Annotated in this window: 21 protein-coding genes and 3 pseudogenes; 8 read left to right on the top strand and 16 right to left on the bottom strand. The window is 41.6% G+C overall.

All coding sequences use genetic code 11. The features are described from left to right. Window positions 1-221 precede the first annotated feature (221 nt). Complete coding sequence (locus F0249_RS16850; protein WP_171757252.1) at window positions 222-1,604, bottom strand: hypothetical protein; 1,383 nt, start codon at window positions 1,602-1,604, stop codon at window positions 222-224. Here F0249_RS16850 and F0249_RS20270 point away from each other — a divergent pair. After that, a pseudogene (locus F0249_RS20270) lies at window positions 1,573-1,770 on the top strand (IS110 family transposase); the annotation flags it as partial. The gene F0249_RS16850 and the pseudogene F0249_RS20270 sit on opposite strands and share 32 nt — an antisense overlap. 110 nt (window positions 1,771-1,880) lie before the next feature. Here F0249_RS20270 and F0249_RS16845 read toward each other — a convergent pair. The 4 genes and pseudogenes from F0249_RS16845 to F0249_RS16830 all read right to left on the bottom strand — a co-directional run. After that, window positions 1,881-2,304 (bottom strand): annotated as a pseudogene (locus tag F0249_RS16845) (hypothetical protein); the annotation flags it as partial. Window positions 2,305-2,333: 29 nt separating this feature from the next. Further along, entirely contained in the window at window positions 2,334-3,485 is a 1,152-nt protein-coding gene (locus tag F0249_RS16840) for a M20 aminoacylase family protein (RefSeq protein ID WP_171757251.1), read from the bottom strand. 83 nt (window positions 3,486-3,568) lie between these two features. Further along, complete coding sequence (locus tag F0249_RS16835; protein WP_171757250.1) at window positions 3,569-5,140, bottom strand: BCCT family transporter; 1,572 nt, start codon at window positions 5,138-5,140, stop codon at window positions 3,569-3,571. 18 nt (window positions 5,141-5,158) lie between these two features. Further along, the gene (locus F0249_RS16830; protein WP_017051256.1) at window positions 5,159-6,325 is read right to left on the bottom strand and encodes a Xaa-Pro peptidase family protein; all 1,167 of its coding nucleotides are present in this window, start codon (window positions 6,323-6,325) and stop codon (window positions 5,159-5,161) included. A gap of 322 nt (window positions 6,326-6,647) precedes the next feature. Between F0249_RS16830 and F0249_RS16825 the strand changes: the two genes are divergently transcribed. The 4 genes from F0249_RS16825 to arsB all read left to right on the top strand — a co-directional run bounded on the left by F0249_RS16825 (window position 6,648) and on the right by arsB (window position 10,286). Further along, window positions 6,648-7,325, top strand: a complete 678-nt coding sequence (locus F0249_RS16825) for a transcriptional regulator (protein ID WP_017051255.1) — start codon at window positions 6,648-6,650, stop codon at window positions 7,323-7,325. A 21-nt stretch (window positions 7,326-7,346) separates the two neighbouring features. Next, a complete protein-coding gene (locus F0249_RS16820; protein ID WP_017051254.1) occupies window positions 7,347-7,730 on the top strand; it encodes a RidA family protein in 384 nt (127 codons plus the stop codon). Window positions 7,731-7,836: 106 nt separating this feature from the next. Beyond that, window positions 7,837-9,015, top strand: coding sequence for a diaminopropionate ammonia-lyase (dpaL, locus tag F0249_RS16815; RefSeq protein ID WP_113796404.1), 1,179 nt, complete (start codon window positions 7,837-7,839; stop codon window positions 9,013-9,015). Window positions 9,016-9,230: 215 nt separating this feature from the next. Next, window positions 9,231-10,286 carry an ACR3 family arsenite efflux transporter gene (arsB, locus tag F0249_RS16810; RefSeq protein ID WP_171757249.1) on the top strand — a complete coding sequence of 352 codons (1,056 nt, stop codon included), beginning with the start codon at window positions 9,231-9,233 and terminating at the stop codon, window positions 10,284-10,286. 323 nt (window positions 10,287-10,609) lie between these two features. Here arsB and gabT read toward each other — a convergent pair whose 3' ends face one another. The 6 genes from gabT to F0249_RS16780 form a co-directional block, all read right to left on the bottom strand. Continuing rightward, complete coding sequence (gabT, locus tag F0249_RS16805) at window positions 10,610-11,881, bottom strand: 4-aminobutyrate--2-oxoglutarate transaminase (RefSeq protein ID WP_171757248.1); 1,272 nt, start codon at window positions 11,879-11,881, stop codon at window positions 10,610-10,612. Between the two features lie 127 nt (window positions 11,882-12,008). Then, window positions 12,009-12,434 carry a universal stress protein gene (locus F0249_RS16800; RefSeq protein WP_113796412.1) on the bottom strand — a complete coding sequence of 142 codons (426 nt, stop codon included), beginning with the start codon at window positions 12,432-12,434 and terminating at the stop codon, window positions 12,009-12,011. A gap of 1 nt (window position 12,435) precedes the next feature. Beyond that, window positions 12,436-13,758 carry a TRAP transporter large permease subunit gene (locus F0249_RS16795; protein WP_113796414.1) on the bottom strand — a complete coding sequence of 441 codons (1,323 nt, stop codon included), beginning with the start codon at window positions 13,756-13,758 and terminating at the stop codon, window positions 12,436-12,438. Then, entirely contained in the window at window positions 13,755-14,333 is a 579-nt protein-coding gene (locus F0249_RS16790) for a TRAP transporter small permease subunit (protein ID WP_113796416.1), read from the bottom strand. The genes F0249_RS16795 and F0249_RS16790 overlap by 4 nt, the downstream gene beginning before the upstream one ends. Window positions 14,334-14,457: 124 nt before the next feature. Then, window positions 14,458-15,492: a TRAP transporter substrate-binding protein gene (locus F0249_RS16785; protein WP_171757247.1), complete on the bottom strand. Its 1,035-nt coding sequence runs from the start codon at window positions 15,490-15,492 to the stop codon at window positions 14,458-14,460. Between the two features lie 323 nt (window positions 15,493-15,815). Continuing rightward, entirely contained in the window at window positions 15,816-17,255 is a 1,440-nt protein-coding gene (locus tag F0249_RS16780; RefSeq protein WP_171757246.1) for an NAD-dependent succinate-semialdehyde dehydrogenase, read from the bottom strand. A gap of 152 nt (window positions 17,256-17,407) precedes the next feature. Here F0249_RS16780 and F0249_RS16775 point away from each other — a divergent pair, with 152 nt between their 5' ends. Further along, the gene (locus F0249_RS16775) at window positions 17,408-18,340 is read left to right on the top strand and encodes a LysR family transcriptional regulator (RefSeq protein ID WP_171757245.1); all 933 of its coding nucleotides are present in this window, start codon (window positions 17,408-17,410) and stop codon (window positions 18,338-18,340) included. Window positions 18,341-18,438: 98 nt separating this feature from the next. Here F0249_RS16775 and lhgO read toward each other — a convergent pair whose 3' ends face one another. Further along, window positions 18,439-19,698, bottom strand: coding sequence for an L-2-hydroxyglutarate oxidase (gene lhgO / locus F0249_RS16770; protein WP_171757244.1), 1,260 nt, complete (start codon window positions 19,696-19,698; stop codon window positions 18,439-18,441). A 124-nt stretch (window positions 19,699-19,822) separates the two neighbouring features. Then, window positions 19,823-20,782: a glutarate dioxygenase GlaH gene (glaH, locus tag F0249_RS16765; RefSeq protein WP_171757243.1), complete on the bottom strand. Its 960-nt coding sequence runs from the start codon at window positions 20,780-20,782 to the stop codon at window positions 19,823-19,825. A gap of 171 nt (window positions 20,783-20,953) precedes the next feature. Between glaH and F0249_RS16760 the strand changes: the two genes are divergently transcribed. Further along, entirely contained in the window at window positions 20,954-21,829 is an 876-nt protein-coding gene (locus tag F0249_RS16760; protein ID WP_171757242.1) for a LysR family transcriptional regulator, read from the top strand. Between the two features lie 78 nt (window positions 21,830-21,907). Here F0249_RS16760 and F0249_RS16755 read toward each other — a convergent pair whose 3' ends face one another. Next, window positions 21,908-22,606: a hypothetical protein gene (locus tag F0249_RS16755; protein WP_171757241.1), complete on the bottom strand. Its 699-nt coding sequence runs from the start codon at window positions 22,604-22,606 to the stop codon at window positions 21,908-21,910. Between F0249_RS16755 and F0249_RS16750 the strand changes: the two genes are divergently transcribed. After that, window positions 22,606-23,079, top strand: coding sequence for a hypothetical protein (locus F0249_RS16750; protein ID WP_171757240.1), 474 nt, complete (start codon window positions 22,606-22,608; stop codon window positions 23,077-23,079). The two genes, F0249_RS16755 and F0249_RS16750, sit on opposite strands and share 1 nt — an antisense overlap. On the opposite strand, the pseudogene F0249_RS20265 reads toward F0249_RS16750, so the two are convergent. Next, a pseudogene (locus F0249_RS20265) lies at window positions 23,054-23,195 on the bottom strand (resolvase); the annotation flags it as partial. The gene F0249_RS16750 and the pseudogene F0249_RS20265 overlap by 26 nt on opposite strands. Window positions 23,196-23,942: 747 nt before the next feature. Then, window positions 23,943-25,016 (bottom strand): replication initiation protein, encoded by a 1,074-nt coding sequence (locus tag F0249_RS16745; protein ID WP_113797760.1) that lies wholly within the window; start codon window positions 25,014-25,016, stop codon window positions 23,943-23,945. Window positions 25,017-25,293 lie beyond the last annotated feature (277 nt).

Genomic DNA, 25,293 nt, shown 5'->3' with positions numbered 1-25,293 from the left:
GACGTATCTTGTGTTTCTGGCGGTTAGTAATAAACCCCTAGTTGCTACAAAAAGTAAAAAAACAAAATCTTTACTTATGAATGATGAACCACCGTTATCGTCAAATAACAGTGGATATATAAACGCTCCTGATAAATCAAAATCAATGTTTACTTATTACCAATAAAGACAATATTTTATCTGTTAAAAAAAGGGCTACTTCGAATTAGCCCTTTTTTTTGTTATGAGAGTTTAAAGTTTTCTAGATGATCATCTGGTTCAGTTTCTAAAAAATCATCACTATCATTGTTAATTTCAACGTTATTCGTTGATGCCACTTGAGGCTCAGTAGTTGCGGTTTCAACGTTGTTCGTTGATGCCACTTGAGGCTCAGTAGTTGCGGTTTCAACGTTGTTCGTTGATGCCACTTGAACTTCGGGCATGAATGTTGGAACGTCTATATCTGTATTTCCGCTTGCTTGTTCATCGTTAATATCTAATCTGTATGGTTTTCCATTATCGAGATTTTCTATTTGCTCTGAATAAAATGCTATTGCTTCATTATTTGAATTCTGCAAGTCGGTATAATAGCCACCAACCATTGTTGGGTTGTTTTCTTGAATGGTGTCTAGCTTTTCATTTAAGCCGTTTAGGGACATAATTTTCCCTTTGAGTTCTGAACGGTGATCATCTTTATCGGAGTCAAGTTCAGGGTTTAATGTGTATGGTTGGTTGTTAACCACGTTCATTTTTTCTGCTTCTAAGGCATCTGCCATTTCACTGTGCTTATCTGCTTGCGATTGATATACAGCTCTGCTATCTGCGTCGAGATATGTATCATCAGTCATTCTTTGAGCTACCTCAGATTGTTTTTGTTCATCTTCAATCTTAGAGTCAAATTTGTCTAAGATTGCTTCTTGTGTTACTGGTTGAGAGTTAACACCTTGACCATCTATAGACTGTAGTGCTTGAATTGGAAGTGGATTATTGTATTTTCCTTTGTAGTCATTAAACACAGCATCGGCAACATCACCACCAAACATTTCCTTGAACCCCTGATAATGTTCGGCTAGTTGACTTGTTGTAAGGTTATGACCTACCCAATCTAACATTGCAGCCCCCATTTCTTTTGCTTGGTAAGCCATTTTTTCATCCATGATATGATCGCTTTTTTCTTGAATTTCAGCTTTTCCTTTGTCTATAGCTTGATTAGTAGGTGCGAATTTTTCATCGGCTTTTTGTTTTTGTACCATTTTGCTTTTATCTGAATCAGCTTGAACCCCTGCACCATTAGTTTGAGCAATTTCTTTTATGCCATCTTTAGTGTATTTAGGTTGATTAGTTGACTTTAGAGTGGATAGTGTTTCTGGATCTGCCTCTTTTATTGTCGGTATTACACCGTCTGGTTTATTGGTTACACCTGTCTTATTTTCTACACCTACACTATCGGCATTTTTTTCGATTTTATCTGAACTAAAATCAGTATTATTAGCAAGCATTGTATGAAATTCATCTATGTCACCTGAATTTGAAAGCGCATAACTCATAGCCATTAAAGACGCTGTGTTTTCGTCAACTGTAGTGCCACCAGAAGAGGTGTGGTTGGAATAGATAAATGGCGGCATCAAAGAACTGCGATCTCTTCTCTATCTTGGTGCAATGTCTTATGTGGGTCGACTACCCGAAAAACCCAAAACTCAGAAGGATGCTTGGTTAAGGAGTATCATTGACCGTATTGGCTTTAAGAAGGCTTGTATTGCTTTGGCTAACAAAGTCGTCCGAACTGCGTGAGCCATGCTTCGGTATGAGACTGAATATAAGTCTGTTTTACTGAGCGATTAATCAAAAATAGACTTCTAAAATTTTACGAAATGTCTCGTCCTAAAATACGTTGACAATTTTTAGTAAGCCAGTAATGCAAGTTGCTGGCTTTTTTCATGCATCTTATTTGGCGTATTCATACCTAGGCTGAGATGTGGCCTCATTTCATTGCTGACTTCATACCCCATAATTTTACGACTGAAGGCATCGGTAACCAATGACAAGTAGTGAACCACCTTCATCTGACTGAACATAAGTGATGTCGCTCACCAGTACCTCTTCTGGTTTTGAAGGAACGACTTCTTTTAGTAAGTTCGGATGTTTTTTCATCCAGAGCCTGCTGTTCGTAGTTTTGGTGTAACTCCGCTTTGGCTTGACGAGTAATCGCTCTTCCCTGAGATAATCAAACAAAGCATCACGCCCAAGTTTTATTCCCTTAGCTATCAGCTTAGGTTTCAATAAAAAATAAAGCTTACGATTTCCTAGCCGAGGCATGAAGCGCCTTGCCCTCAGGCATGCCCGAGGGTATTTACTTATTGCGACAATTGTTGTTCTACAAGCGTCTTCCAGAACCCAACACCGAATTCTAGGATATTATCGTTGAAATCGTAATGTGGGTTATGAAGTGCAGTGCCTCCACATTCACCAACGCCATTCCCAACTAACACATAACACCCTTTTACTTCGCGCAGCATGAACGAGAAATCCTCACTGATGGTGAAGCGTTCACAAGCTCCATTCACACTATCTTCACCGACAACTGTCTGTGCTGCTTTCACTGCGTGAGCTGTCTCTTCAGGCGAATTAATCGTAGACAAGAAACTATTGTTGAAATTGTATTGGTAATCAACGCCTGCTGACATACACTGACCAACCACTACACGCTCAATCGCTTTCTCTATTTTGTGCAAAGCCTGATCTGTAAAACTCCGAGTATCACCAGAAATAGTGACTTGTGATGGGATCACATTAACCGTTCCATTGGTTACAAAGTTCGTTACTGATATCACAGCCGTTTCATCAATGGCACTCAAATGGCGCGAAACAATGGTTTGTAGTGCTGTTACAACCTGAGCTCCCACTACGATAGGATCAGTTCCCATGTGTGGCATCGCAGCATGACCGCCTGTCGCTTTGATTACAATTTCGAAACTACTTTCGCTCGCCATTAATGAACTTGGCCGAGTCACAAATTCACCAGCAGGAATGCCCGGTAGGTTATGCATTGCATAAATAGCATCCATATGCCACCGAGTAAACAACCCGTCAGAGATCATAGCTTTAGCGCCAGTACCTCGCTCTTCATCGGGTTGAAAAATAAAATATACCGTCCCATCAAAGCTTTGAGTTTTAGCTAATTCATGGGCTGCACCAAGAAGCATTGCGGTATGGCCATCATGCCCACAAGCATGCATTGCACCATCATGCCTTGAAGCATGACAAAAAGTATTCTCTTCATGAATACGCAAGGCATCCATATCAGCACGTAAACCAATTGAACGATCACTTGTGCCATTTTTTAAAATTCCCACAACGCCTGTGCCGCCAACCCCACGATGCACAGTGAGACCAAACTCTTCCAGTTTAGATGCTACAAATTCAGATGTTTTAAATTCTTCAGTACCAAACTCTGGGTGCTGATGTAAATGACGACGCCACTCTGTAACTTGTTGTTCAATAGCCATCGGAACCTCTCCAATATTCTTTAATAATCAGCCCCTGAACTTAATTAAAATTCAGGGGCGTCTATTTTATCGCTAGTCTGTGTTTAGATGGTTTGCTCTGCGTTTTCTAGATTTACTTCTACAGCCTCTTCAACTATTTCGGGCTCATCAGCAAACTCAGCACGAAACATCTTGAAAGTACTCCAGATACATAAGAAGAGTACAAACATCAATGGCAGAGCAAATATCAGGCTAATACTTTGTAGCATGTCTATACCTGTCTTGGTTGCCATCATTAGTGTTAAAGCCATTGCACACTGAGCAATAACCCAGATGATTTTCATTTTGTTGCTTGGATTGTCAGAGCCGTCTTCACACATACTTGCTAGTGTAAAAGTTGAGCTGTTTAGCGAAGTGATAAAGCACGTAAATAGAGCAATGACTACACCAATTGAGATTACCGTACCCATTGGATAATCTTGAAGTACGATAAAGGTCGCTGCTTTTGATGATGCTGCAGCTGCTTTTAGTACCTCAGGCTCAGATTGAATACCGATAGTCCCGAAAAATGCAACCCAGATGAAGATACCGACACAAGGGATTAACATTGAACCAAGTACAAACTCACGTACAGTTCGCCCCTTTGATACACGAGCAATAAACGGACCTACAAATGGTGCCCAAGCAATAGCCCAAGCATAGTAGTAGATAGGCCAGCCACGAATCCAACCAGCTTCTTCTTCTGCTGCAAATGTTGGTAACATCAGCGCATCTTTGAAGAAATCATTCATATAATTACCGATTGCATCAAAGTACACATTAATCATAGTGGTCGTAGGACCAACAATAGCGACAAGAACAATCAGGCCGACTAATAAATAAGCATTATAGTCAGATAAAAGCTTAATTCCTTTTTCCAAGCCAGTTGTTGTGCATATGATTGTAATAAATGCCACCACACCCACTAGCAAGAAAGTAACCCATGGAGCATCAGGTGTACCGAACAGGTATGAGAAACTAATGCCTAACGACAAACCGGTTTGCCCAAGAGAAGTGGAAATACCAGCAATAGCACCAAACACACAGATCAGGTTTACAATTTTCCCTAGGCTGCCGTTTGCCTTCCCTCGCCCCCAAGGAATAAGGATATTACTGATTAGGCCACTCTCATTCTTACGGAACATCAAGTAGCCAAGAACAAGGCCAACAACAGAGAATGCAGCCCAAGCTTGAATCCCTTGGTGAATAAAGCTTTGCTTCATTGCAAATTCCGCGGCGGCTGCAGTTTGTGGATCAATACCTGTAGTAGAAAGTGGGTTCATATAGTGATAAACAGGCTCTGCAACACCCCAATAGAGCATTACTGTCCCCATACCCGCTGAGAACAACATCCCAATCCAAGAGAAAGTACTAAACTCTGGTTTAGCATCATCTGGCCCAAACTTGATATTACCGTACTTACTAAATGCAAAGAAAAACATAATCATGACGTAGGAAAATGAGCCTGCCATGTATATCCAACCAAATGTATCAGTCAGATAAGTCATGGTTCCAATACCTACGTTGTACAACTGCTCTGGAAATAATATCCCAGCAGCTACGATAGTTAAGATAAAGCAGATAGTACTAGTAAATAGCATTTTGCCTTGTTTTAATTGTGGTTGATTCGCTGACATTATCAGTTCTCCTGAAAATTATTTAATTACAATGAGTTCTGGTTCTGCACGTTCACTTAACCATTCAGCACCATCTTCCGTGATCACAATGTTCTCTTCATGGACCATTGATTTACCCGGCGCGTAAACCATGCCCGGTTCTAACGTCATCACCATGCCAGGCTTAAGTATTGTATTATCGGTAGCGGTGTTAGATGGACGCTCTGTCAGTTCCATACCCAAGCCATGCCCAAGACGACCGACATCGTTACCTAAAGCTCCGTTTGCTTCTAATACGCCCCACATTGCATTATAAATATCAGTTGTTGTCGCTCCTGGTTTAGCCGCTTCGAAACCTTTTGTCGTAGCTTCGTAGGTCGCGCGGTATGCCGCTTTCGTTTCATCACTTGCATGACCAAATGCCCAGTTGCGGTCGAAATCAGAGAAGTAACCATCACGCACGGCACCGGTATCGATGATCAAGACATCTCCCGGCTCGATAATGCGGTCGGTTGGGCCCATGATGATGCTGTCGTAACCGTCAGGCCCTGAACCCGCGATGATGTAAGGGCACTCATCAGCCCCTTCTAACAACATATCGATACGGAATTGTTTACAGATTTCACGTTCTGTCATACCGGCTTTGGCGTATTGAGGGATTTTACTAAAGCCAACATTGGTAATGCGGCAGATTTCACGCGTTTTTTCGATTTCAGCTTGTGATTTGATCTGACGTAGCTCATGCATTGCTAAAGACACATCAACAAAGTCTTTCTTAACCATAGTGGTTAACTTGAGGTAGTTGTTCACAGGCATACGTAAGTGAGACTCAATGCCCAACGTTGCGCCTACTCGGCCATGACGACAAGGCAGGGAGTTCAATGCGCTAGCAACTAAGCTAATACCATCATCTTCAGGACGAGGAGAAGGCCAAGTAATGATGTTATCGACCCATGTTCCGGCCATACCGCTAGCACCGATTTCAGGAACTATAGCGATAGGTTTACCTTCAGCTGGAATAACCACAAACCATGGTCGAGTTGGGCTATGCCAAAACTGAGTATGGAAACCAGTAAAGTAGCGAACGTTTGGCTCTGTCGTAAAAATCATTGCATCTAATTTCTGCTCATGCATAACTTTTTGGGCACGTGATGTTCTGTTTTCAAACTCAGCTTGTTCAAAGCCGCGGTTCAGATAGTTAGTCATTAGGACCTCTAATTATTATTGTGAGTCAGTAAATGCTACCAACCCTATAGTTCAACTTTGTTTACGTTACGTTGAACATACTACTGACATTTCAGTCAAATAATGTGACCAAGGTCTTACAGTTAACTATAGTGACCACAAATTATATTAAACTAATGCTCACATTGATTTCGATCACTTTTGGGTACTTATTTGTAACTTTAAACTTGCATGAAAAAATAATATATAGTTTTATGGTTACATAAAGTTGATTGAAATCTTGAAATTCATCGAATAACCAATGATAATGAAAGGCACTTAAAGTTAACTACAGTGGTCTAAAATGAATGCATCAGCATATAAATCGTTTAACGTAGAATTCACCGACAGCGACAGAGAACATCTCGAACTGAACTTTCGCTTAGCCGAAACTATTGCTGACTTTATTGGTCCGCATTGTGAAGTAGTGATCCATTCATTCGAGAGTTTTGAAAAGTCGGTGGTGAAGATAGTGAACGGTCATCATACAGGGCGAGAAGTGGGGTCTCCGATTACCGATCTGGGTTTGAAGATGTTGAGCGTATTTGAGAGTACAGGAGAGGTCACGCCAAAAAGTTACTTCACGACCAGTAAAGATGGATCATTACTAAAATCAACGACTTGTGTGCTGGCTGGAGAAAATGGTAAACCGATCGGGTTGTTCTGTATCAACATGAACTTATCTCACCCGTTTCCAGAGATCATAAAGACTTTAATGCCGGACATGACTCATGCTCCAGTAGGTGTGCATGAAAACTTTGGAGCTTCAACTACAGAAGTGATTGAGCAAGCGCTTGAGCACGCTATTTTTGAAGTCGATAACAATGAATCAGTCAACTTAAAAGGTCGAAACAAAGCCATCACCAAGCGATTGCTTGAGAATGGTATTTTCGAGTTAAAAGAGGCGACAGCATTCGTATCTGAGCGTCTTGGAATTACTCGCCATGCTGTTTACAAATACATCCGCGAGTTCAGAGCATAAAATCATATAAAGAGAAGCGTAATGAAAACTAAAATCCATACAGATCTAGCACCAGCAGCAATCGGCCCATACTCTCAAGGTATGTCATTCAAAGATCTCATCTTTACTTCAGGTCAACTACCGCTAGATGCAAAAACAATGGCGTTTGTTGAAGGTGGCATTAAAGAGCAAGCTCGCATGTCACTAGAAAACCTAAAGGCAGTATTGGAACAGAGTGGTGGTTCACTCGACACTGTAATTAAAACCACATGTTTCCTATCTGATATGGAAAATTTCGTTGCATTTAATGAAGTTTACACAGAAGTATTCGGAACAGATAACGCGCCAGCACGCTCATGTGTTGAAGCAGCTCGTTTACCAAAAGACGCATTAGTTGAAGTTGAAGCGATCGCTTACATCAAATAATAACGCTGTATTAAAAGTAATACTGTTTGTACTACAAACGATTAAATAGGTCATTGAGTACCCATTAATGACCTTCCATTCCTTTGCCTGAATCTAAGTGTGCCCTATGTTAAAACTATCAAAAAATTCATTCTACACTGGTCAAGTCTGCGAACTATTTACCGCTTATCAAGCGCAACAAGCACGTGAGTTTCACAGCCAGATCGAAGGCTATCAACCCACTCCACTCGTGTCTCTTCCACATCTTGCTAAGCTGCTTGGTGTTAAGGCGATTCTAGTTAAAGACGAATCAAAACGCTTTGGTTTGAATGCATTCAAAGTACTCGGTGGTTCTTACGCTCTCGGTCGTCAATTGGCAAAACACCTTGGCATTGATATCTCTGAAATCAACCTTAAGACAGTGGCTTCAAAACTAGACGAACCACTTGTTTTCACTACGGCAACCGCAGGAAATCATGGTACAGGTGTTGCTTGGGCAGCGCGCGAAATGGGACAGAAAGCCGTGGTTTACATGCCTAAAGGTTCATCTCAAGCAAGTGTGAATCGCATTAAAGGCTTAGGCGCTGAATGCATAGTAACAGAGGTTAATTACGACGACACGGTGCGTATGGCGAACCAAACTGCGCAAGACAAGGGCTGGATGCTAGTGCAAGATACTGCATGGGAGGGCTATGAAGAAATCCCTACATGGATTTCTCAGGGCTACATGACTATGGCAGATGAAGCTATTGAACAAGCTCAAGCATTAGAATTCAACGCTCCAACTCATGTTCTTTTACAAGCAGGGGTTGGCGCTATGGCTGGAGGAGTCTTAGGCTATCTTGCAGACAAGTTAGGGCCGAATACTTTTGAAACCATCATTGCTGAGCCATCTGCTGCCGATTGTATTTTCCGCTCAGGTGAAAAAGGTGAAATGGTAAACGTAACTGGTGAGTTGAACTCGATTATGGCTGGTCTTGCATGTGGTGAACCAAACCCAGTAACGTGGCCAGTATTACGAGATTGCAGCAATCACTTTGTTTCGGTTGACGACAATATCTCAGCAACGGGTATGCGTATCCTTGGCAACCCACTTAGCGGTGATGCGCAAGTGATCAGTGGCGAATCTGGCGCTATCACTCTTGGCTTACTTTACACGTTATGTCGTGAAGGTGCAGACCAAGCAACTCGTGACGAGCTAGGCCTAAATGAAGATGCAACCATCATGCTATTTAGCACTGAAGGTGATACCAACCAACCTCGCTACCGTGACGTTGTTTGGAACGGCTTGCATCATTCTAGCTAGTATTTAGCAACAAATACTCCTCAACTTTATTCAAAAGCCACAGTATTCACTGTGGCTTTTCGTTAAAACTCAAGGTTTAGTGAGACACTAATCATCCGCTTCCCCCCTCATAGAACAAAACGATAATGTGAAAGTTAATATTGACCCTCATATAAAATTACTTTACCTTTAATCGCATTTCGACGATTAACGATAACTATCAAAGAGAAAATATTATGACATCAAAATTAGGCTTTCTAGATCGCTACTTAACATTGTGGATTTTTATCGCCATGGGCATAGGGATATTGCTTGGTATCATATTTCCACAAATCGAGCAGTGGAATGAAGTAATGTCGGTGGGAAACACCAATGTTCCTTTAGCAATTGGGCTGATTCTGATGATGTACCCACCTTTAGCTAAAGTTAACTACAGCCTATTAGGCGCTGTGGTGAAGGATAAAAAAGCGATCAAGCTATCTTTAGTCATGAATTGGCTAGTTGGCCCGGTATTAATGTTCATTTTAGCTATCACCTTTTTAGGCGATCATCCTGGCTACATGGTAGGCGTTATTATGATCGGTCTTGCTCGTTGTGTTGCTATGGTTCTAGTTTGGAATGACATTGGCGGTGGTAACAAAGAATACGGAGCAGCTCTAGTTGCATTGAACAGCGCATTCCAAGTTGTGGGGTACAGCTTCATGGCTTGGTTATTCATCAGCATCCTACCTCCAGTATTTGGTTACGAAGGAATGATGGTTGATATATCGATGATTGATATAGCATATGGCGTATTAATTTATTTAGGCATACCATTTTTAGCAGGCTTCTTGAGTCGTAAGATCTTGGTATCGATGAAAGGCGAACAATGGTACACAGACGTATTCATTCCGCGCATTTCACCGCTCACTTTGGTTGCGCTCCTAGCAACAATTATTTTGATGTTTAGTTTAAAGGGCGAAATGATCTTCGAACTTCCAATGGATGTACTATTGATCGCCATTCCACTAATTATCTACTTCACGTTGATGTTCTTCATCAGCTTCTTCATTGGTAAGCAGATTGGTATCGATTACGACAAAAACGCCTCGATTGCGTTCACAGCAACAGGTAATAATTTTGAATTGGCGATTGCTGTATCTATCGCTGTATTTGGAATTAACTCAGACCAAGCTTTCGCTGGCGTGATCGGCCCACTGATTGAAGTACCTGTTCTAATTTACCTAGTGAACGTAGCATTGAAGATGAAAGATAAGTACTACAACGGTCTAAGAATTAAATCTAGCAACTAGCAAAAATCACTTAGCGTTTATGAATGTAAGCATATCAATAGTGAGGCTATAAATGTAATTTAGACTGGCTAATGATTGGTCAAAAAATTCAAAGGTAACATGGCACTTGCACTAGAGCTTTACAACAGAGCATCGCTTAATAATAAGTTGGATGGGTTTATAATGATGTACTCATTTAGCTTGGTGTTACTTAACCATATAGCTAAAAGCTCAGTGAGTTTATTACATATTTTATTCATTCACGTTAGCAGTTTTATGGTTCGTAACGTAGGACCGAGTGATAACACTTGGTCCTTATTAACAACCCTTGATAGTGGATTAAATCACACCACTTCTATGATTATTTTCTCTAGTTTATCTAAACCTTCACTAAGCACTTCTTGCTCAATCGTCAATGCTGGAAGCAAACGAATTACGTTGCCTTTAACACCACAAGAAAGCAGAATTAGGCCGTTTTCTTGCGCCTTGCTAATAATGGTTTTAGTCAGTTCTTGCAAAGGCTGACCGGAATCCGGATCAGTAAATTCGATAGCCATCATCGCACCAGTAGTACGAACTTCACCAATCTCTGGTACTGATTGCTGTAGTTTCGTCATACGAGAGTAAACAACCTCACCAATACCCATTGCTTTGGCGCACAAATCTTCTTCTTCAATAATTTTCAGTACTTCTAAACCTGCCACACACGCAAGTGGGGATCCGGCATAAGTGCCTCCTAATCCCCCCGCAGTAGCAGAATCCATTACCTCAGATTTCCCCACAACCGCAGAAATAGGGAAGCCACCGGCAATACCTTTTGCCATGGTGATCATATCCGGCTCAATATTCAAATATTCAGTAGCAAACATTTTACCAGTACGTGCAAAACCTGTTTGAATTTCATCAGCAATCAACATAATTCCGTGTTTATCACAGATTTCACGTAGACCTTGAGCAAATTTCACTGGCGCTTGATAAAAGCCCCCCTCACCTTGAACAGGTTCAAAGATGATCGCGGCAACGCGCGAAGGTTCGATATCACAAGCAAATAAATCTTCCAACGCTTGTAGGCTTTGCTCAACACTAATGCCATGAAACTCATTAGGATAAGGAGCATGGTAGATTTCACTTGGGAAAGGACCAAAATTTGCTTTATATGCTGCTACTTTCCCTGTTAATCCCATAGTTAAATTAGTACGGCCATGAAACCCGCCTTTAAATGCAATTGCACCACTACGCCCTGTGCGCGCGCGGGCAATTTTAATTGCGTTTTCAACAGCTTCTGCACCCGTAGTTAAGAAAACTGCTTTTTTATCGCTTTTTCCCGGTGCAACTTGCGTTAATTTCTCTGCCAACTCAATAAATGAGGCATATGGAGTAACCAACGCACACGTATGAGAGAAGTTATCTAACTGTGCTTTCACCGCTTCACTAATACGTTTATTTGAATGACCCGTATTGGTGACGGCAATGCCCGCGGCAAAGTCGATATATTTATTCCCTTCTACGTCCCACACATGTGCGTTTTCTGCTTTTTCAACATAAAGGGGATAAAGAGCGCCCATGCCTTGAGCAATGACTTGGCTTCTTCTTTGGTGCAATTGTTGGTTGGTCATCATCATTTCCTTGAGTTTGTTGCTTTTACTAATACGAGCTAGATGCCTCTTTCTATTTAGGCACTTACTTACCGGTTCTATCGCGATTCTTACAACGAACTATCAACTTAGTTGAATCGCTACTGCTTTACTTCACAACAAACACTGAGCAATGTGAATGTCGTACAATTTTTGCTGCGTTGGAACCAAGCAGATATGAGCGTAGTCTAGGCCTTGAAGATGCCATAACTATTGCGTCTGAATTTGATTTCTTTGCCTGTAACACAACTTCATCAAAAACCACTCCGCAACGCACAATACTCTTACCTAGATGGGGCTTCGGTACCAATTGTTCTAACATCGTCTGCACGCTATCAAACGCACTTTGATGCTGCGTTGAAAAAACGTTGCCCGATGCTGTGGGCACCGTTCGGCGATGAACACGAGCTTCATCGACATAAAGCATGTCAATGACCCCATCTTCAGCGATCAATTTAAGCGCCAAGTTAACTTCTCTTTTCACTACCTCTGGGTAGGCGAGATCAACGGGCATTAAGATACGTTGTAAACTCATATCAATTCACTCCCATCACTTTATTAGGTAGCCACATCACGACTTCTGGGAACAACATACACGTCACCAGCACGCACAACTTGAGTAAGATGAACGGCAAAATGGAGCGGTAGATATCCATCATACTGACACCCGGCGGTGCTATGCCTTTCAAATAGAACAAGGCAAAACCATAAGGTGGAGTTTGTACCGCAATCTCAATATTCAATATCATCAAAATACCGAACCAAATGGGGTCATAGCCGAGCGATACAACAATTGGCGTAAACAGCGGTGCACACATCAACACGATGATCAGTTCATCGATAATGAACCCGAGTAGCAACATGATGACTTGCAGCAAGATAATCACACCAAGAGGCGGTAACCCAAGATCTTGCGTAAGCTGTGCCACCATGTTTTGCACGCCACTGAGCATGTGGAAATTACTAAACAGTGAAGCGCCAAGAATGATCCACATTGACACGCTAACAAGCATTGCCGTTTCAAAACCCGATGATTTGAACATTTCAAAACGAAAACGCTTAAAGATAATCGCAAGAAAAAGAGCTCCAACAACGCCAATCGCTCCCGACTCTGTTGGCGTAGCGATCCCGGTAATAATGCTGCCTAATACGGCAACGATCAGCAGTAAAGAAAATAACCCGTCACGCGCGGTTCTCACCTTTTCTTTACCCGTCATTTTACTTTCACTGCCAGTCCCGAGTGGCGCTCTCTCTGGGTTCAATTTACAACTGATGATCACATAACTGATTAGCAACGTAATAGAGATGAGTGCAGGGATAATCGCAGCCAAAAACATGCGACCTACCGAGTTCTGCGTCGTTGCCGCGTACATGATCATTGGAATGCTTGGCGGGATCAGAATACCTAAGCCGCCACCTGCCATTATAACGCCGAGCGCCAGACGCTTATCATAACCACGTTCAAGCATTGGCTTAAGCGCGATACTGCCAGAAGTCATAATACCCGCACCAATAATGCCAACCATTGCGCCAATCATAGAACAGACGCCAATCACGCTGATCGCGAGTGAGCCTCTCAAGCGTCCAATCACCATTTGGCTGGCGTTGAACATCGCATCCCCAATACCTGAACGAGTCAGTAACTGCCCCATATAAATGTACAAAGGGATCGCTAACAAAATAAAACTAAAAAAGTTACTCTCAATGGTGGTTGGGACTAGGTTAAAGATGCCTTCTCCCCAGGTTAGATACCCCATACCCATAGCAATGCCACCCAAAGCGAGTCCAACTGGAGCGCCCAAGGCAAAGCTAAATAAAATACAGCCGATCAATAACAACGTTAGAACTTCAATACTCATACATCCCCCGCTTGTTCGATCAGCGTGTCTTGTTGTTCACTCTCTTCTGGTTCTTGCTCTATGAGTGTCTTACCCGTTAATAGGTAGTAGATGTCCTGCACCATATCGCTGGTAAATTGGACGATAAACGAACCTGAAGCGACCATCATCATCACCCAGAAATGCGCCATGGATGGTGCCCATTCAGATTGACGTCGGTAATTAAACTCAAGTGCTTCTTCAAACTTTCCGAATGACATCATCAATACCACCGAAAGGAAAAAAATAGCCAACGAATATGTAAAAAGGTTAAACAAGGAGCGCACCCGTATTGACACTGAAAGGTAAAGCACATCAACGTTAATATGCGCTTTGTTTTGCTGCGCTAATGCGCCACCAAGTGCGGCGATATAACCAAATAAGAACAGCGATACGTCATAAGCCCAGATAGTCGGTTCTCCAAGCACATAACGAGAAAAAACTTCAAAAGCGACGGTGGCTGCAAGGAGCGGCATTAGCATCGAAGCAGAAAAGCCAATCCAATACACGAAGCGATTAATTCCTCGACAATAAGCCGTTAATATTTGTCTCAACATACACATCATCCCTGCCAGCATAAAAAGAAAGGGGGTCTACCCCCTCTCTGGTTTGCGATTTAAAAACGCATTCAAAATCTAAACTTTGATTTGAACTAGGCTAAATCGCCCGTCTTTAAAATGATTACTGGGTGTTTTGTACAATCTTAATTAGGCGTTTGCTGTATTTGTCTGCGTCAGCGTATTCCGTCCATAGAGAATCCGCAGCGCCATTCCATTTAACGACATCTTCAGCGCTTGGCTCTGGGCTCCATTTCATACCTTTCGATTCCATATCAGCAATCGCTTGAGATTCCCATAGACGTGACTTTGTCATCTGCTCACGAGCATGAACCGCACTTGCTGCACGTACAATGGCTTGTAGATCTTCTGGTAGCTTGTTCCACGCACTCTTATTGACGACGATTGGCAATGCTTGAGCGCCGGCAATTGGCAAACGGTACATGTACTTCGCCACTTCTACGTGGTTACCGTCACGGTGGTCAATGATGTTGCTGCCGATAGAGCCATCGATAACACCAGTCGCTAAGCTGGTGTAGATTTCACTCCATGATAGTGATGCTGGAGATGCACCTAAGTTACGTAAGAACTTACCGTAAGCACCCGGAGCGCGAATCTTCAGACCTTCGAAATCTTTAATTGAATTAATCGGTTCTTTGGTTAAAACATAAACTGGTAACTGGATATATGGTTCTAGCCAAACAAGATTTTGCTTGTCGTAAGCTTCCTCTAATACTTCACCCCAACCTTTTTCATGGAACAATGCGCTTAGCTCGCCCACATCATCCGTCATACCTGGTAAACCAACTTCAACGACACCCGCAGGGAATTCACCCGCATGCATCGGTTGGAAAGGAGCCCCCATAGTCATTAATCCTGATTTAACCGAGCCAAGTACACCCGTTTGACCAACACCTTCACCGGCATACATTACTTGAACAGAAATACGACCATTCGACATTGCTACAATATTATCAGCAAAGTTTTTATACACTTCACCATAGGCTGTACCGCGTGAGTATAGGTTTACAAAACGCCAGTTATGCTCAGCAGCGAAAGCCTGAGATACGGTAAAAAAAGAGCTCGAAATCGCCAATGCGTATGCAGCAACCTTTTTCGTTAGGCTTTTTTTGCTTAGCTTACTTAGGGTGTTAAACATGAATTATCTCCTTGATGTATTCCTGTTTGCTCTGGCTATGCCAGTAACAGTGCTGAAGTGACTTGTTACTTCCTCGTTGTCACCGTGTTGTTAATGGTTACATTTTGGTTACAATTGATAAATTCGCATTTCTCCACCTAAAGTTTTACTGCGCTCAACCTTTCAACAGCACTTGTCTATTTTCTACAGATCACTCAACTTGAGACGAAAAAAAGCAGCACACTTGGTGCTGCTAAAGCATGAAACCCAAAAGGCCTGGAAGGACTCACTATTTGGGGAAGACATGTCAAAACCATACGGTCACAGAAAGAGAAACTCTTCGTTTATATGCCATGGCATAAGTATTTAATTTCTAGGTAATCTTCGATGCCATACTTAGAGCCTTCACGACCACAGCCTGACTCTTTTACCCCACCAAATGGAGCAACTTCCGTTGAGATGATACCTTCATTAATACCTACAATACCGTATTCAAGCGCTTCACTCATTCGCCAAACACGGGCATGGTCTTGAGTATAAAAATAAGCGGCTAATCCAAATGGGGTATCATTGGCACGGCGTACAACATCATCTTCATTATTGAAGCGGAAGATGGTAGAAACAGGACCAAACAGCTCTTGGTGCGCAATATCCATCTCCTCTGTCACGTCGGTTAAAATTGTTGGTTGATAAAATTGGTGACCAACCTCAGAGATGTTTCCACCTAAAGTAAGGGTTGCGCCTTGCTCAACGGCGGTGTTTACCAACTGCTCCACTTTATCAATCGCTTTTTGATTAATAAGAGGGCCAATCTCTGTACCATCTACCAAACCATCTCCAATCACTAACTTACTGACAGCTTGGGTGTATTTCGCCAAAAACTGATCATAAATAGCATCATGAATATAAAGTCTGTTGGTGCAAACACAGGTTTGACCCGCATTGCGATACTTGGAAATGAGAGCGCCTTGTACGGCTTTATCAATATCTGCATCTTCAAAAACGATAAATGGGGCATTTCCACCTAGCTCCAATGACACTTTTTTCACTGTCTCAGATGCTTGGCGCAAAATGAGCTTACCCACAGGCGTTGAACCAGTAAACGAGACCTTACGAACCAGAGGATGGCGGCACAATACATCACCCACTTCGGCGGGACGTGAAGTCGTCACTACGTTGATCACACCTTTAGGGATTCCCGCTTTTTCTGCCAGCAGCGCCATTGCGAGTGCACAAAGAGGTGTGTCTTCCCCAGGCTTAATCACCACTGTACATCCTGCCGCCAAAGCTGGCGCCGCTTTACGAGTAATCATCGCAATAGGGAAATTCCATGGAGTAATCGCCGTCACTACACCCACAGGTTGCTTAATCGTCATGTAGCGATTATTCGAATTTGCCGCGGGAATCACATCTCCATACATTCGCTTCGCTTCTTCGGCAAACCATTCAATAAATGATGCTCCGTAAATGACTTCACCGTAGGATTCCTTGTACGGTTTACCTTGCTCAGACGTCAGTAACTTCGCCAGTCCGTCTGCATTTTCAACCATCAGATCAAACCATTTTTTCATTAGACCCGCGCGGTATTTAGCTGTGGTTGTACGCCAATCTTGTAAGGCTGTATGTGCGGCAATAACGGCTGCTTCAGATTCTTCCTTACCCATATCAGGTACGGCAGTAATGATAGCGCCTGTTGATGGATTCACTATATTAACCTTTTTACCATCAATGGCTTCGACCCATTCTCCGTTGATCAAGCCACGGGATAAGACTAAATCTTTCATCACTTAAATTCCTACTGTTATAAACATTAACAACGTCAAAGATTAAAAAAATCAAATAACGCATAATCGGCAATGGATACAACAAAATTATAACAACTCGCCAAGGGAATAAATATTCCTCAGTAAACATGAAGTTTTACGAGCCTAAAACAATGACAAAAAATTCTTCGCCTGTCGGTCAAATTGGTGACTACGAAATAAAACAGCTCAAAATATTCAAGGTCGTCGCAGATTGTGGCGGTTTCTCTGCTGCTGAAACCGAACTCAATATCAGTCGTTCCACTATCAGTATTCATATTTCCAACCTTGAATCTCGAATAAATCTGATTCTATGCCGCCGGGGACGCTCTGGATTTTCTTTAACAGAAGAAGGCATCGTCGTGTATGAGGCAACCGTTAAATTACTAGGAGAACTGGACGATTTTAGAAATACTATCAACCACTTGGACATTCAACTATCCGGTAGCTTAACGATTCTATTCAGTGACAACATAAGCTTGGATCCTAGATCCTGCATGCCGGAGGTGATCCGTAATTTTTCCAGTATCGCCAAAGAGGTTTACCTAACAGCAGAAGTCTCACGGATGACTGAAATTGAAAGGATGGTAATGCAAGATGAAGCAGATATTGGTTTTATTCCCCTACATCGAGAACTTGATGGATTGGAATATGAGTATATTTACACAGATATTTGTTACCTCTATGCGAGTACGGATAACCCATTAGCAAAGCTTTCAGACTCTGAATTAACGGATGAGGTTATTGATGGTTTTCCCGTTGCCTACGCCGGGCTAAAAACTCAAGAGCGCATCAACGGTCATTTGGCCAACATGAACCTGAAAGCCACTGCGTATAACTATGAATCACGCATCACTTTACTGCTATCTTCTCGGTTTATTGGTTTTTTACCTGAGCATTACGCCAAACCTTATGTAGACTCTGGTGAGTTAATTGCCATTGCACCATCACGCCGTTATTACCATTTGGAGATCATGGCGATCACTAAAAAGACCAACGCGATAAATAAAGTACGTTCGCTGTTTATAAAAACCATGCGTGACTATTATCGAAAACAGAATGAATAACTGAGAAAAAGCAATACACGCGATCAAAAAGACCTGAAACACCCAACTAGCAAGTGGGTAATTCAGGTCTTTAAATTGACTAAATTAAGCGATGAAGGCTAAGCGACGTTAGCCACGTCTGCAGTATTCATTTCAGCGATTGTGGGTTGCTGCTTCTTTACGATTTTATCGCAAATATATCCACCGATTGGAATTGCCGATGTAGCAGCTGGAGACGGTGCATTACACACATGCAAACTGCGCTCACTTTCAGCAAATAGAAAATCATGCACCAGCGAACCATCTTTTAGAACCGCTTGAGCACGGATACCTGCCGGATACGGCTGTAAATCATCTACTTTGATGCTTGGGCAATATTTATTAACTAATTTCAAATACCCTGGTTTCCACCAAGAATTCTTGGTTTCAATTAATCCCGTTATCAAGTGCTTCGCTGACACTTTCCAAAACCCTACGAAACTGACCATATCTAATACGTCACGCAGATTAACGTTAATTTTGCCATACCCTTCACGCTTCCAGCCCTGAACTGCGTTAGGGCCAACCGTAACTGAACCATCAATCATGCGAGTTAAGTGAACGCCAAGAAACGGTAAATCAGGATCTGGAATTGGATAAATCAGATGATTAACGATGTTATTATATTTGGCAGGTAAACGATAATACTCACCACGATATGGAATTATTTGAAAGTCGGTTTCAATCCCCATCATTCGAGTCATTCGATCAGCCATTAAGCCTGAACAGACCACGAGAAATTGACCATCGAACACTGCCGATTCACCACAGCGCAAGGCCGATACGGTGACTTTTTCCGTCGATTCAGCCAAATCTGTTACTTCAGTATCAAGTGAAATCACCCCGCCCGCATCAACAAATTCTTGCGCCATTTTCTCGGTAACTTGCCGATAGCTGACGATACTAGTGGTTGATACGGCAATAGCCCCTAAACCGACAATATTAGGCTCACGCACTTTTAGCTCTTCTTGATCAATCAACTCCACATTAAGACCATTTTCATGGCAGCGCTGATACAGAGCTTGCATTCGTTTGACCTCTTCTTTCGACGTCGCCACAAGCAATTTGCCACAGTTCTCGACCGGGATATCATGCTTAGCACAAAACTCTGTGGTTGCCGCTACGCCGGCTTTACAAAACTCAGCTTTCAAACTGCCAGGCGCATAGTAGACCCCCGCGTGAATAACCCCACTGTTATGCCCTGTTTGATGGTGCGAAAATCCTGATTCCTTTTCGATCAACAATATCGACTTATCAGGAAAACGACTCTGTAACTGCCAGGCTGTAGAAACACCGACAATACCGCCCCCGATCACTACGTAGTCATACATTTTTTCCACGATTAGGTGCTCCTTCACTCTCATTATTCTAATTATAGTGTGTAGTTATAGCAAAACGGCTTCTCCAATAAAGCCGTTTTACTATACGCCCCTTTTCACATTAAATAATGCGAGGGGCGTTAGATTAGCGTGTGAAGTGACCACGCTGGCGTAAAAGTTCACGCTTAAGATCTTGGTGCGCGACAAACTTATCACGACCGTGCAACCAACAGTGGTTTTGTACCACAAGCATACTACCGGTGTTCACTCGTACATTAATACAGTTACTGTCCGTCTCTAGAGACTCACTCACCTGATGCAAGTAGATACCTTGCTGCATGTTTTGCGGTTGAGCAAATTGGTCAATAAATAACATATGCGGTTTACCGATTTTATCTTCCTCAAAGAAGACTGGGTGCTCAATCGTATAGCCGATATTTTTACTTGGTGGCGCGGCCCATACGATATTTTGCTTCGCCATTGGATGGTTGTAGAACTTATCCAGATCTTGCCAGTCATCAACGTGAAGAAGAAGCGAGTCACCCATTTGCATGTTCTTCTCGTCCATCTTCATCATAAGTACGAAGTCGGTACGTTCATTAACATAAGTGCCATCGTTATGCAGCTCCATACGACGGTGCGCTTGACGTAAATAACTGTCACTGTTGTCTTCATTTTTTACGGTAAAGCGCGCGTAGTATTTACCAAACATGGAGTCAAAATTTGGAATACCAATTAGGTGAGAGATCGCGGTGGAAAGAATAACAAAGAAATCACGCTGCTCATCGCTGTCTTCAAACAATGCTTTCGCTTCCTCTGATGGCTCAAGTAAGAAAGCGCCTCTTTCACGATCTTCCATCGTTTCCACCAAGAACTGACCCAATTGGTAATCACACGCTTTATCTAACGCATCTGCCACGGCGAAGCGAAGAAACGGCTTGTACTCTAAAGATTGAAGGTTAAAGTTTTGAATTAGATCTGAAAACCTATCCAACGTTTCCTTTGTCAGCGTAACCACTTGTAAACGAGGGCTCTCTGGATGCAAAGAGATAGTAAATCCGCAACGTTCTTCTACGTTCTGGTTAAAGACCTTAGCAATATTCATTGTGTTACTTCCTTATTTGGCTGAGCAGCAAACTGCTATCTACATCATGTTGTTTAGATCAAGCGAATCTAACCGCCGCTTTGGTTAACAAAACTATAACGATTGTGAGTTTGTATTAACAATATATGGAGTGTATAGTTTCCATACACAAAATAGATGGTAAGAATTCAGATGGATTTGAAGCGACTGCACTATTTCAACCAATTAGCCAAAACGGGAAACTTTACTAAAACCGCAGATCAGCTTGGTATTGCCCAATCAGCATTGAGTACCAGTGTCAAAAAGTTAGAACAGAAACTGGGCTTAAAACTGATCAACCGTACCGAACGGCAAATGAGCTTAACGGCGGAAGGGCAAGTATTACTACGCCATACAAAAATAATTTTGGAAGATGTAGAACAAGCAGAAAAAGAGCTACAAGAGCTAAAAGGGCTCACCAGCGGGGTGATTAATTTTGGCGCACCCGCGATGCTGGCTTCGTATTTTTTACCTGATGCACTAGAACAATTCAAAAAATCTTACCCGGGTATTCAGATCAATATTCAAGAAGCGGGTACCGCGACTTTAGCGCAGATGCTGGTAAATGGGAAACTCGATCTCGCCTTGATCCGTGGTGACCGAGAACATGAGCAGATCCGCCAAACATTACTCGCCTGCGATCAAATCGCCGCCTGTGTGCCTGTAGAACATCCATTCGCGGATCGAAAAAGCATTAGCTTAGACGAATTCTGTCAACAACCATTAGTGCTGTTCAAGAATGGCTACTTCTTACGAGAAACGGTTAATGCTTACTGCCAACAGCATAAATTAAAACCCAATATTCACTTTGAAACCAACCTACCAGAGCTGCTGAAATCAATGGTTAGACGCGAAATAGGCATTGGCACTTGCCTACCAATATTGGTTGCCGATGATCCACAACTTAAAGCGATTCCGTTTGAACCACCTATTCCCTTGCAGCTCGGAATTGGTTGGAAGTCGAGCCATTACCTTTCAACCGCAGCAAAAGCTTTTGTCAGCTTTCTACAAGGCACTTACCATCCCTAGTGACGTCAAATTGATAAGTGAAATCATCTTGTTTATTGCAGCAAGATTGAAGAGCAAAATAGCGGTTGTGTCGCAAAGTTAGGGTGAAGTACAAACTTCTTTTGCCAAGGCGAGCGCCTCGTCGATGTAACGCTTTGAACCACTCCAACGAGGGTGGTTAGTTCTAAAGCAATGGGTATCACCTATTTTAAAATGCCACAATCTCCTAGGATGAATCACACTTTGAGTTTCAAGCTCATGAAAGGTATCTTTTATAAACTGGTCTCGGGCTGAGCCAACCGTAAAAATAGCCACATTGGGTTTAAGAACTTCAAATTGCGCTCTGAGTAATTTGGCAGAAAGAGATTCAATTACTTTAAACGAAGGAGCTTTCACCGGACTCTTTCCGTAATGGCTCACACAAAACTGGTTTGCCCAAACCGCCGCATTCTCAGGATCCAAACTGTTTGAATTTAAAGCCACAGATGATTTTTTGTAAAACTGACGAAAACGAGATCTTTTTGGAGCTTTAGTATTAAATTCACTTGAGCACTCCATTGATTCCAGTACTGCTTGATCAGTTACAGAATATTCATTTTTAAAGTGACATGTTCTATTTCTCCAACTTCTTGTCTCCTGACCGACGATCATCAACTTACATGAACTACTTTCGTAACTTTTGTGTGGACTAGCTAAAAATAATCCTGACAAGTTTTCATCTTGGAACAACGTTTTTAACTCAACATCGAGCAAAATATCTCTGTGCTTTTCCATCAACAGACTAACTAATGAACTCAATGGACTCTCCTGCTTATCTTAAATATGACAGCTATCTCAGACTCAATACTGAATTGATTCTAAATTGCTTATATATCCACAACACCAAGAAGACAATGACACATAAATATCGAAAAAACATAGAGATAGAGCAAATAAGAGAACGAATAAAGTTACAAGTAGCAGATGATAGTTTGACTGGTGTTATCATTTTTGGAACGTTAGCTGATGAGAGCCCTTTTGATAGTTCTACCTACTCAAGTTGGATGATTACAAGTGATCAAACTAACTTTGATTTTAACCCTCAAACAAAAAGGGGAATATCGTTAACCTTAGATGAGTTGATAGCGAAACGTGCAGAGATCTCTAGTATGCATACACTGCACGGAATCATATCCATCGACGATAAAGAAATAACACTAATCTGGACAACAAAAGATATAGCAGACACCAAAAGAGAATTGCTTATTAAAAGTGGATGTTACGGCGATTAATATAATCTTTTAATGTACTTAGCGCTTTGTCGATTAACTTAGCCGTAGGACGCACGCCTAATCCCATTGCTAAGTACTTTTTCAATTTGATCACGTTTAGTTTCAAGCTTTAATTTCTATTTTGGATCTACTAAGGATCATACCAATAACCCATGAGTCTAACTTTCGTTCTCTATGTTTTTGATAAGTTACATCCTAGCTATTGGAGGTGGTACGTAAATAAACGTAATTTGATATTAAATCATGGACTTAATGAATATTATAAAAAATTAAAAAGAAAATGTTGCTGCAGATGTGGTTAAGTGTGTAAATCTTTGATTTTCCACTTATCCACATTGACTATAAAATCTATATTTAGCTATTTAATCTATGTTAACTATAAAAACTATTAGATCTATAGATGCTTGTAACTAATTGAATTTAAATAACTAAAAGACGTGTTATGATCATTTATTAGGTGTTTAGATGACATGATTAAGGTGTTAATGATCATTTATAAGGCCTTGTTGATCTTATTTAAGGTGTTTAGCTAACAAAATTAAGGTGTAATTGATCTTATATTAGGTATTTAGATAACACAAATTAGGTGAAATGCTGACAATTTTTTCACTTTAGAGGACATTTTCTAGGTGTTATGATCAAATTTCTATTTCATTAGAGTGATTTAAGCCTTTTGATACTTGGTTTTTTCCTTATTGGGCCTTTTGGCTAGGTATATACTTGATTTATGATACTCCAGTCGTATTTGTATACCTAAATTATGTTATTTATAGTGCTGTTGAGCCTTATTTCTGTCGCTTATTACTGTATAGATAACGAAATTTAGGTGTAAATGCCTGAAATGTGTTATCTATCACAGTATTTTAGTATTCAGGGTTATCACCTATCGCTTTAAGCGAATCAATTTTCTCGAGCATGCTTTCAAGCTCATTGGTGCTGTCTTGTGGCTCTTGTTCTGTCGTTGAAGTGCGCTTTGCAATGCTGAGTTCAATTTGTTGTGCGGTTTCATCACGTCCAATAAAGCGGTATGCGTTGGCCAATTTATCTAACTCTTCAATCGTGAGTTTTTGCCCATGTTGTAGACGCTTGAGTTCTAGCTCTCGAATAACGCTTTGCACATCTTGTAAGTTGAGCTCTTCAAATTTGTCAGATTTGACCCAACGATACAAAAATTTAATGCCCACAATAGAGCGGCCTTGTTTAACCAGCTCATAACCTTTTTCACCTTTGTCACTGTCTAAAAACAGTAACTCTTTGCGTGTGCTTGTATTGGTCGAAAGTTCTTCAATGCTGTCACGGATACAACGCTTCATAAATACGCTGTTATTTTTGAACGAACTTTTGTCTTTCTTTAGTTTTCCGCTTTCATCCAGTAAACCAAACGTTCCTTTGAGCTCGTTTAGCTTCTGAACGTGCATGCCTGTACCGCCTGTTTTAAAGCGACTTAATAGTTCATAAAGGCGTTTGGAGTACTCTTTTTTCACATTGAGAAAGTTTTGCGTATTGATTAAAGCAAAGCCTTGGTTGTAATCGATGTACTCTGATTTCAACATATCATTGGGCACCATGGTCAGGATCCCATTTTTATAGGCGATATGTTTAAACAGGGGGCGGTAATCAAATTCAGTGTCATTTTTTTCTGACTCAACTTTAATACCAATTTTCCTACTGGCTAAGCGATTTGCAACAGGACTCAAGTTACTGCCAATATGTTTTGAGTCGACATTTAACCACTCGGACAATTGATGAGCTGTGAATTCGTAGTGAGGAGTGGTTCGATCCCAATCTCCTTCTGACATATTGGCGATCATTAAAGCAAACATATCGGCTTCGCGAGCTGAGAGGTCCTGTCGGCTGAAGACCATTTGATGACCCTTCTTAATATGCTTAGGAAGATTGTCACTGACTACTGGGTAATGATGTGGTTTATTGGCCATTTTCAAAATCTCATGCTTACCTAATCTAGGTATAAGATACCACTATCTAGGTGTTTAGCCTAGCTGACACCTAAAATGTGTTATTAATAGGATGAGAAAATGGTATGAAAAGACATTAGAAAATGAACGCTCTATATCTGTGTTATTTTGAGAGAAAATCCGCAATAACTGAGAGGTTTGATGTTTGCTTATTTTAATTCATGTGCAAGCATTCTTGACTTTTTTGTTAGAGGAACTTGTCAATGCTCAGCCTGAGCATTGACAACTACCCATGGTT

Source organism: Vibrio sp. 03-59-1 (assembly GCF_013114135.1).
Lineage (GTDB): Bacteria > Pseudomonadota > Gammaproteobacteria > Enterobacterales > Vibrionaceae > Vibrio > Vibrio cortegadensis.
Note: the sequence above shows the minus strand (reverse complement) of the source record. Positions and strands in the feature narration are given on the sequence as shown.

What these genes read in the sequence shown, in the direction of transcription:
- F0249_RS16785 (WP_171757247.1), bottom strand. Translation starts at nt 15,492, where the DNA reads ATGTTTAACACCCTAAGTAAGCTAAGCAAAAAAAGCCTAACGAAAAAG.
- F0249_RS16760 (WP_171757242.1), top strand. Translation starts at nt 20,954, where the DNA reads ATGGATTTGAAGCGACTGCACTATTTCAACCAATTAGCCAAAACGGGA.
- F0249_RS16780 (WP_171757246.1), bottom strand. Translation starts at nt 17,255, where the DNA reads ATGAAAGATTTAGTCTTATCCCGTGGCTTGATCAACGGAGAATGGGTC.
- arsB (WP_171757249.1), top strand. Translation starts at nt 9,231, where the DNA reads ATGACATCAAAATTAGGCTTTCTAGATCGCTACTTAACATTGTGGATT.
- F0249_RS16775 (WP_171757245.1), top strand. Translation starts at nt 17,408, where the DNA reads ATGACAAAAAATTCTTCGCCTGTCGGTCAAATTGGTGACTACGAAATA.
- gabT (WP_171757248.1), bottom strand. Translation starts at nt 11,881, where the DNA reads ATGACCAACCAACAATTGCACCAAAGAAGAAGCCAAGTCATTGCTCAA.
- dpaL (WP_113796404.1), top strand. Translation starts at nt 7,837, where the DNA reads ATGTTAAAACTATCAAAAAATTCATTCTACACTGGTCAAGTCTGCGAA.
- F0249_RS16830 (WP_017051256.1), bottom strand. Translation starts at nt 6,325, where the DNA reads ATGACTAACTATCTGAACCGCGGCTTTGAACAAGCTGAGTTTGAAAAC.
- F0249_RS16790 (WP_113796416.1), bottom strand. Translation starts at nt 14,333, where the DNA reads ATGTTGAGACAAATATTAACGGCTTATTGTCGAGGAATTAATCGCTTC.
- F0249_RS16825 (WP_017051255.1), top strand. Translation starts at nt 6,648, where the DNA reads ATGAATGCATCAGCATATAAATCGTTTAACGTAGAATTCACCGACAGC.
- F0249_RS16820 (WP_017051254.1), top strand. Translation starts at nt 7,347, where the DNA reads ATGAAAACTAAAATCCATACAGATCTAGCACCAGCAGCAATCGGCCCA.
- F0249_RS16745 (WP_113797760.1), bottom strand. Translation starts at nt 25,016, where the DNA reads ATGGCCAATAAACCACATCATTACCCAGTAGTCAGTGACAATCTTCCT.
- F0249_RS16850 (WP_171757252.1), bottom strand. Translation starts at nt 1,604, where the DNA reads ATGCCGCCATTTATCTATTCCAACCACACCTCTTCTGGTGGCACTACA.
- F0249_RS16795 (WP_113796414.1), bottom strand. Translation starts at nt 13,758, where the DNA reads ATGAGTATTGAAGTTCTAACGTTGTTATTGATCGGCTGTATTTTATTT.
- F0249_RS16750 (WP_171757240.1), top strand. Translation starts at nt 22,606, where the DNA reads ATGGACTCTCCTGCTTATCTTAAATATGACAGCTATCTCAGACTCAAT.
- F0249_RS16800 (WP_113796412.1), bottom strand. Translation starts at nt 12,434, where the DNA reads ATGAGTTTACAACGTATCTTAATGCCCGTTGATCTCGCCTACCCAGAG.
- F0249_RS16835 (WP_171757250.1), bottom strand. Translation starts at nt 5,140, where the DNA reads ATGTCAGCGAATCAACCACAATTAAAACAAGGCAAAATGCTATTTACT.
- F0249_RS16840 (WP_171757251.1), bottom strand. Translation starts at nt 3,485, where the DNA reads ATGGCTATTGAACAACAAGTTACAGAGTGGCGTCGTCATTTACATCAG.
- glaH (WP_171757243.1), bottom strand. Translation starts at nt 20,782, where the DNA reads ATGAATATTGCTAAGGTCTTTAACCAGAACGTAGAAGAACGTTGCGGA.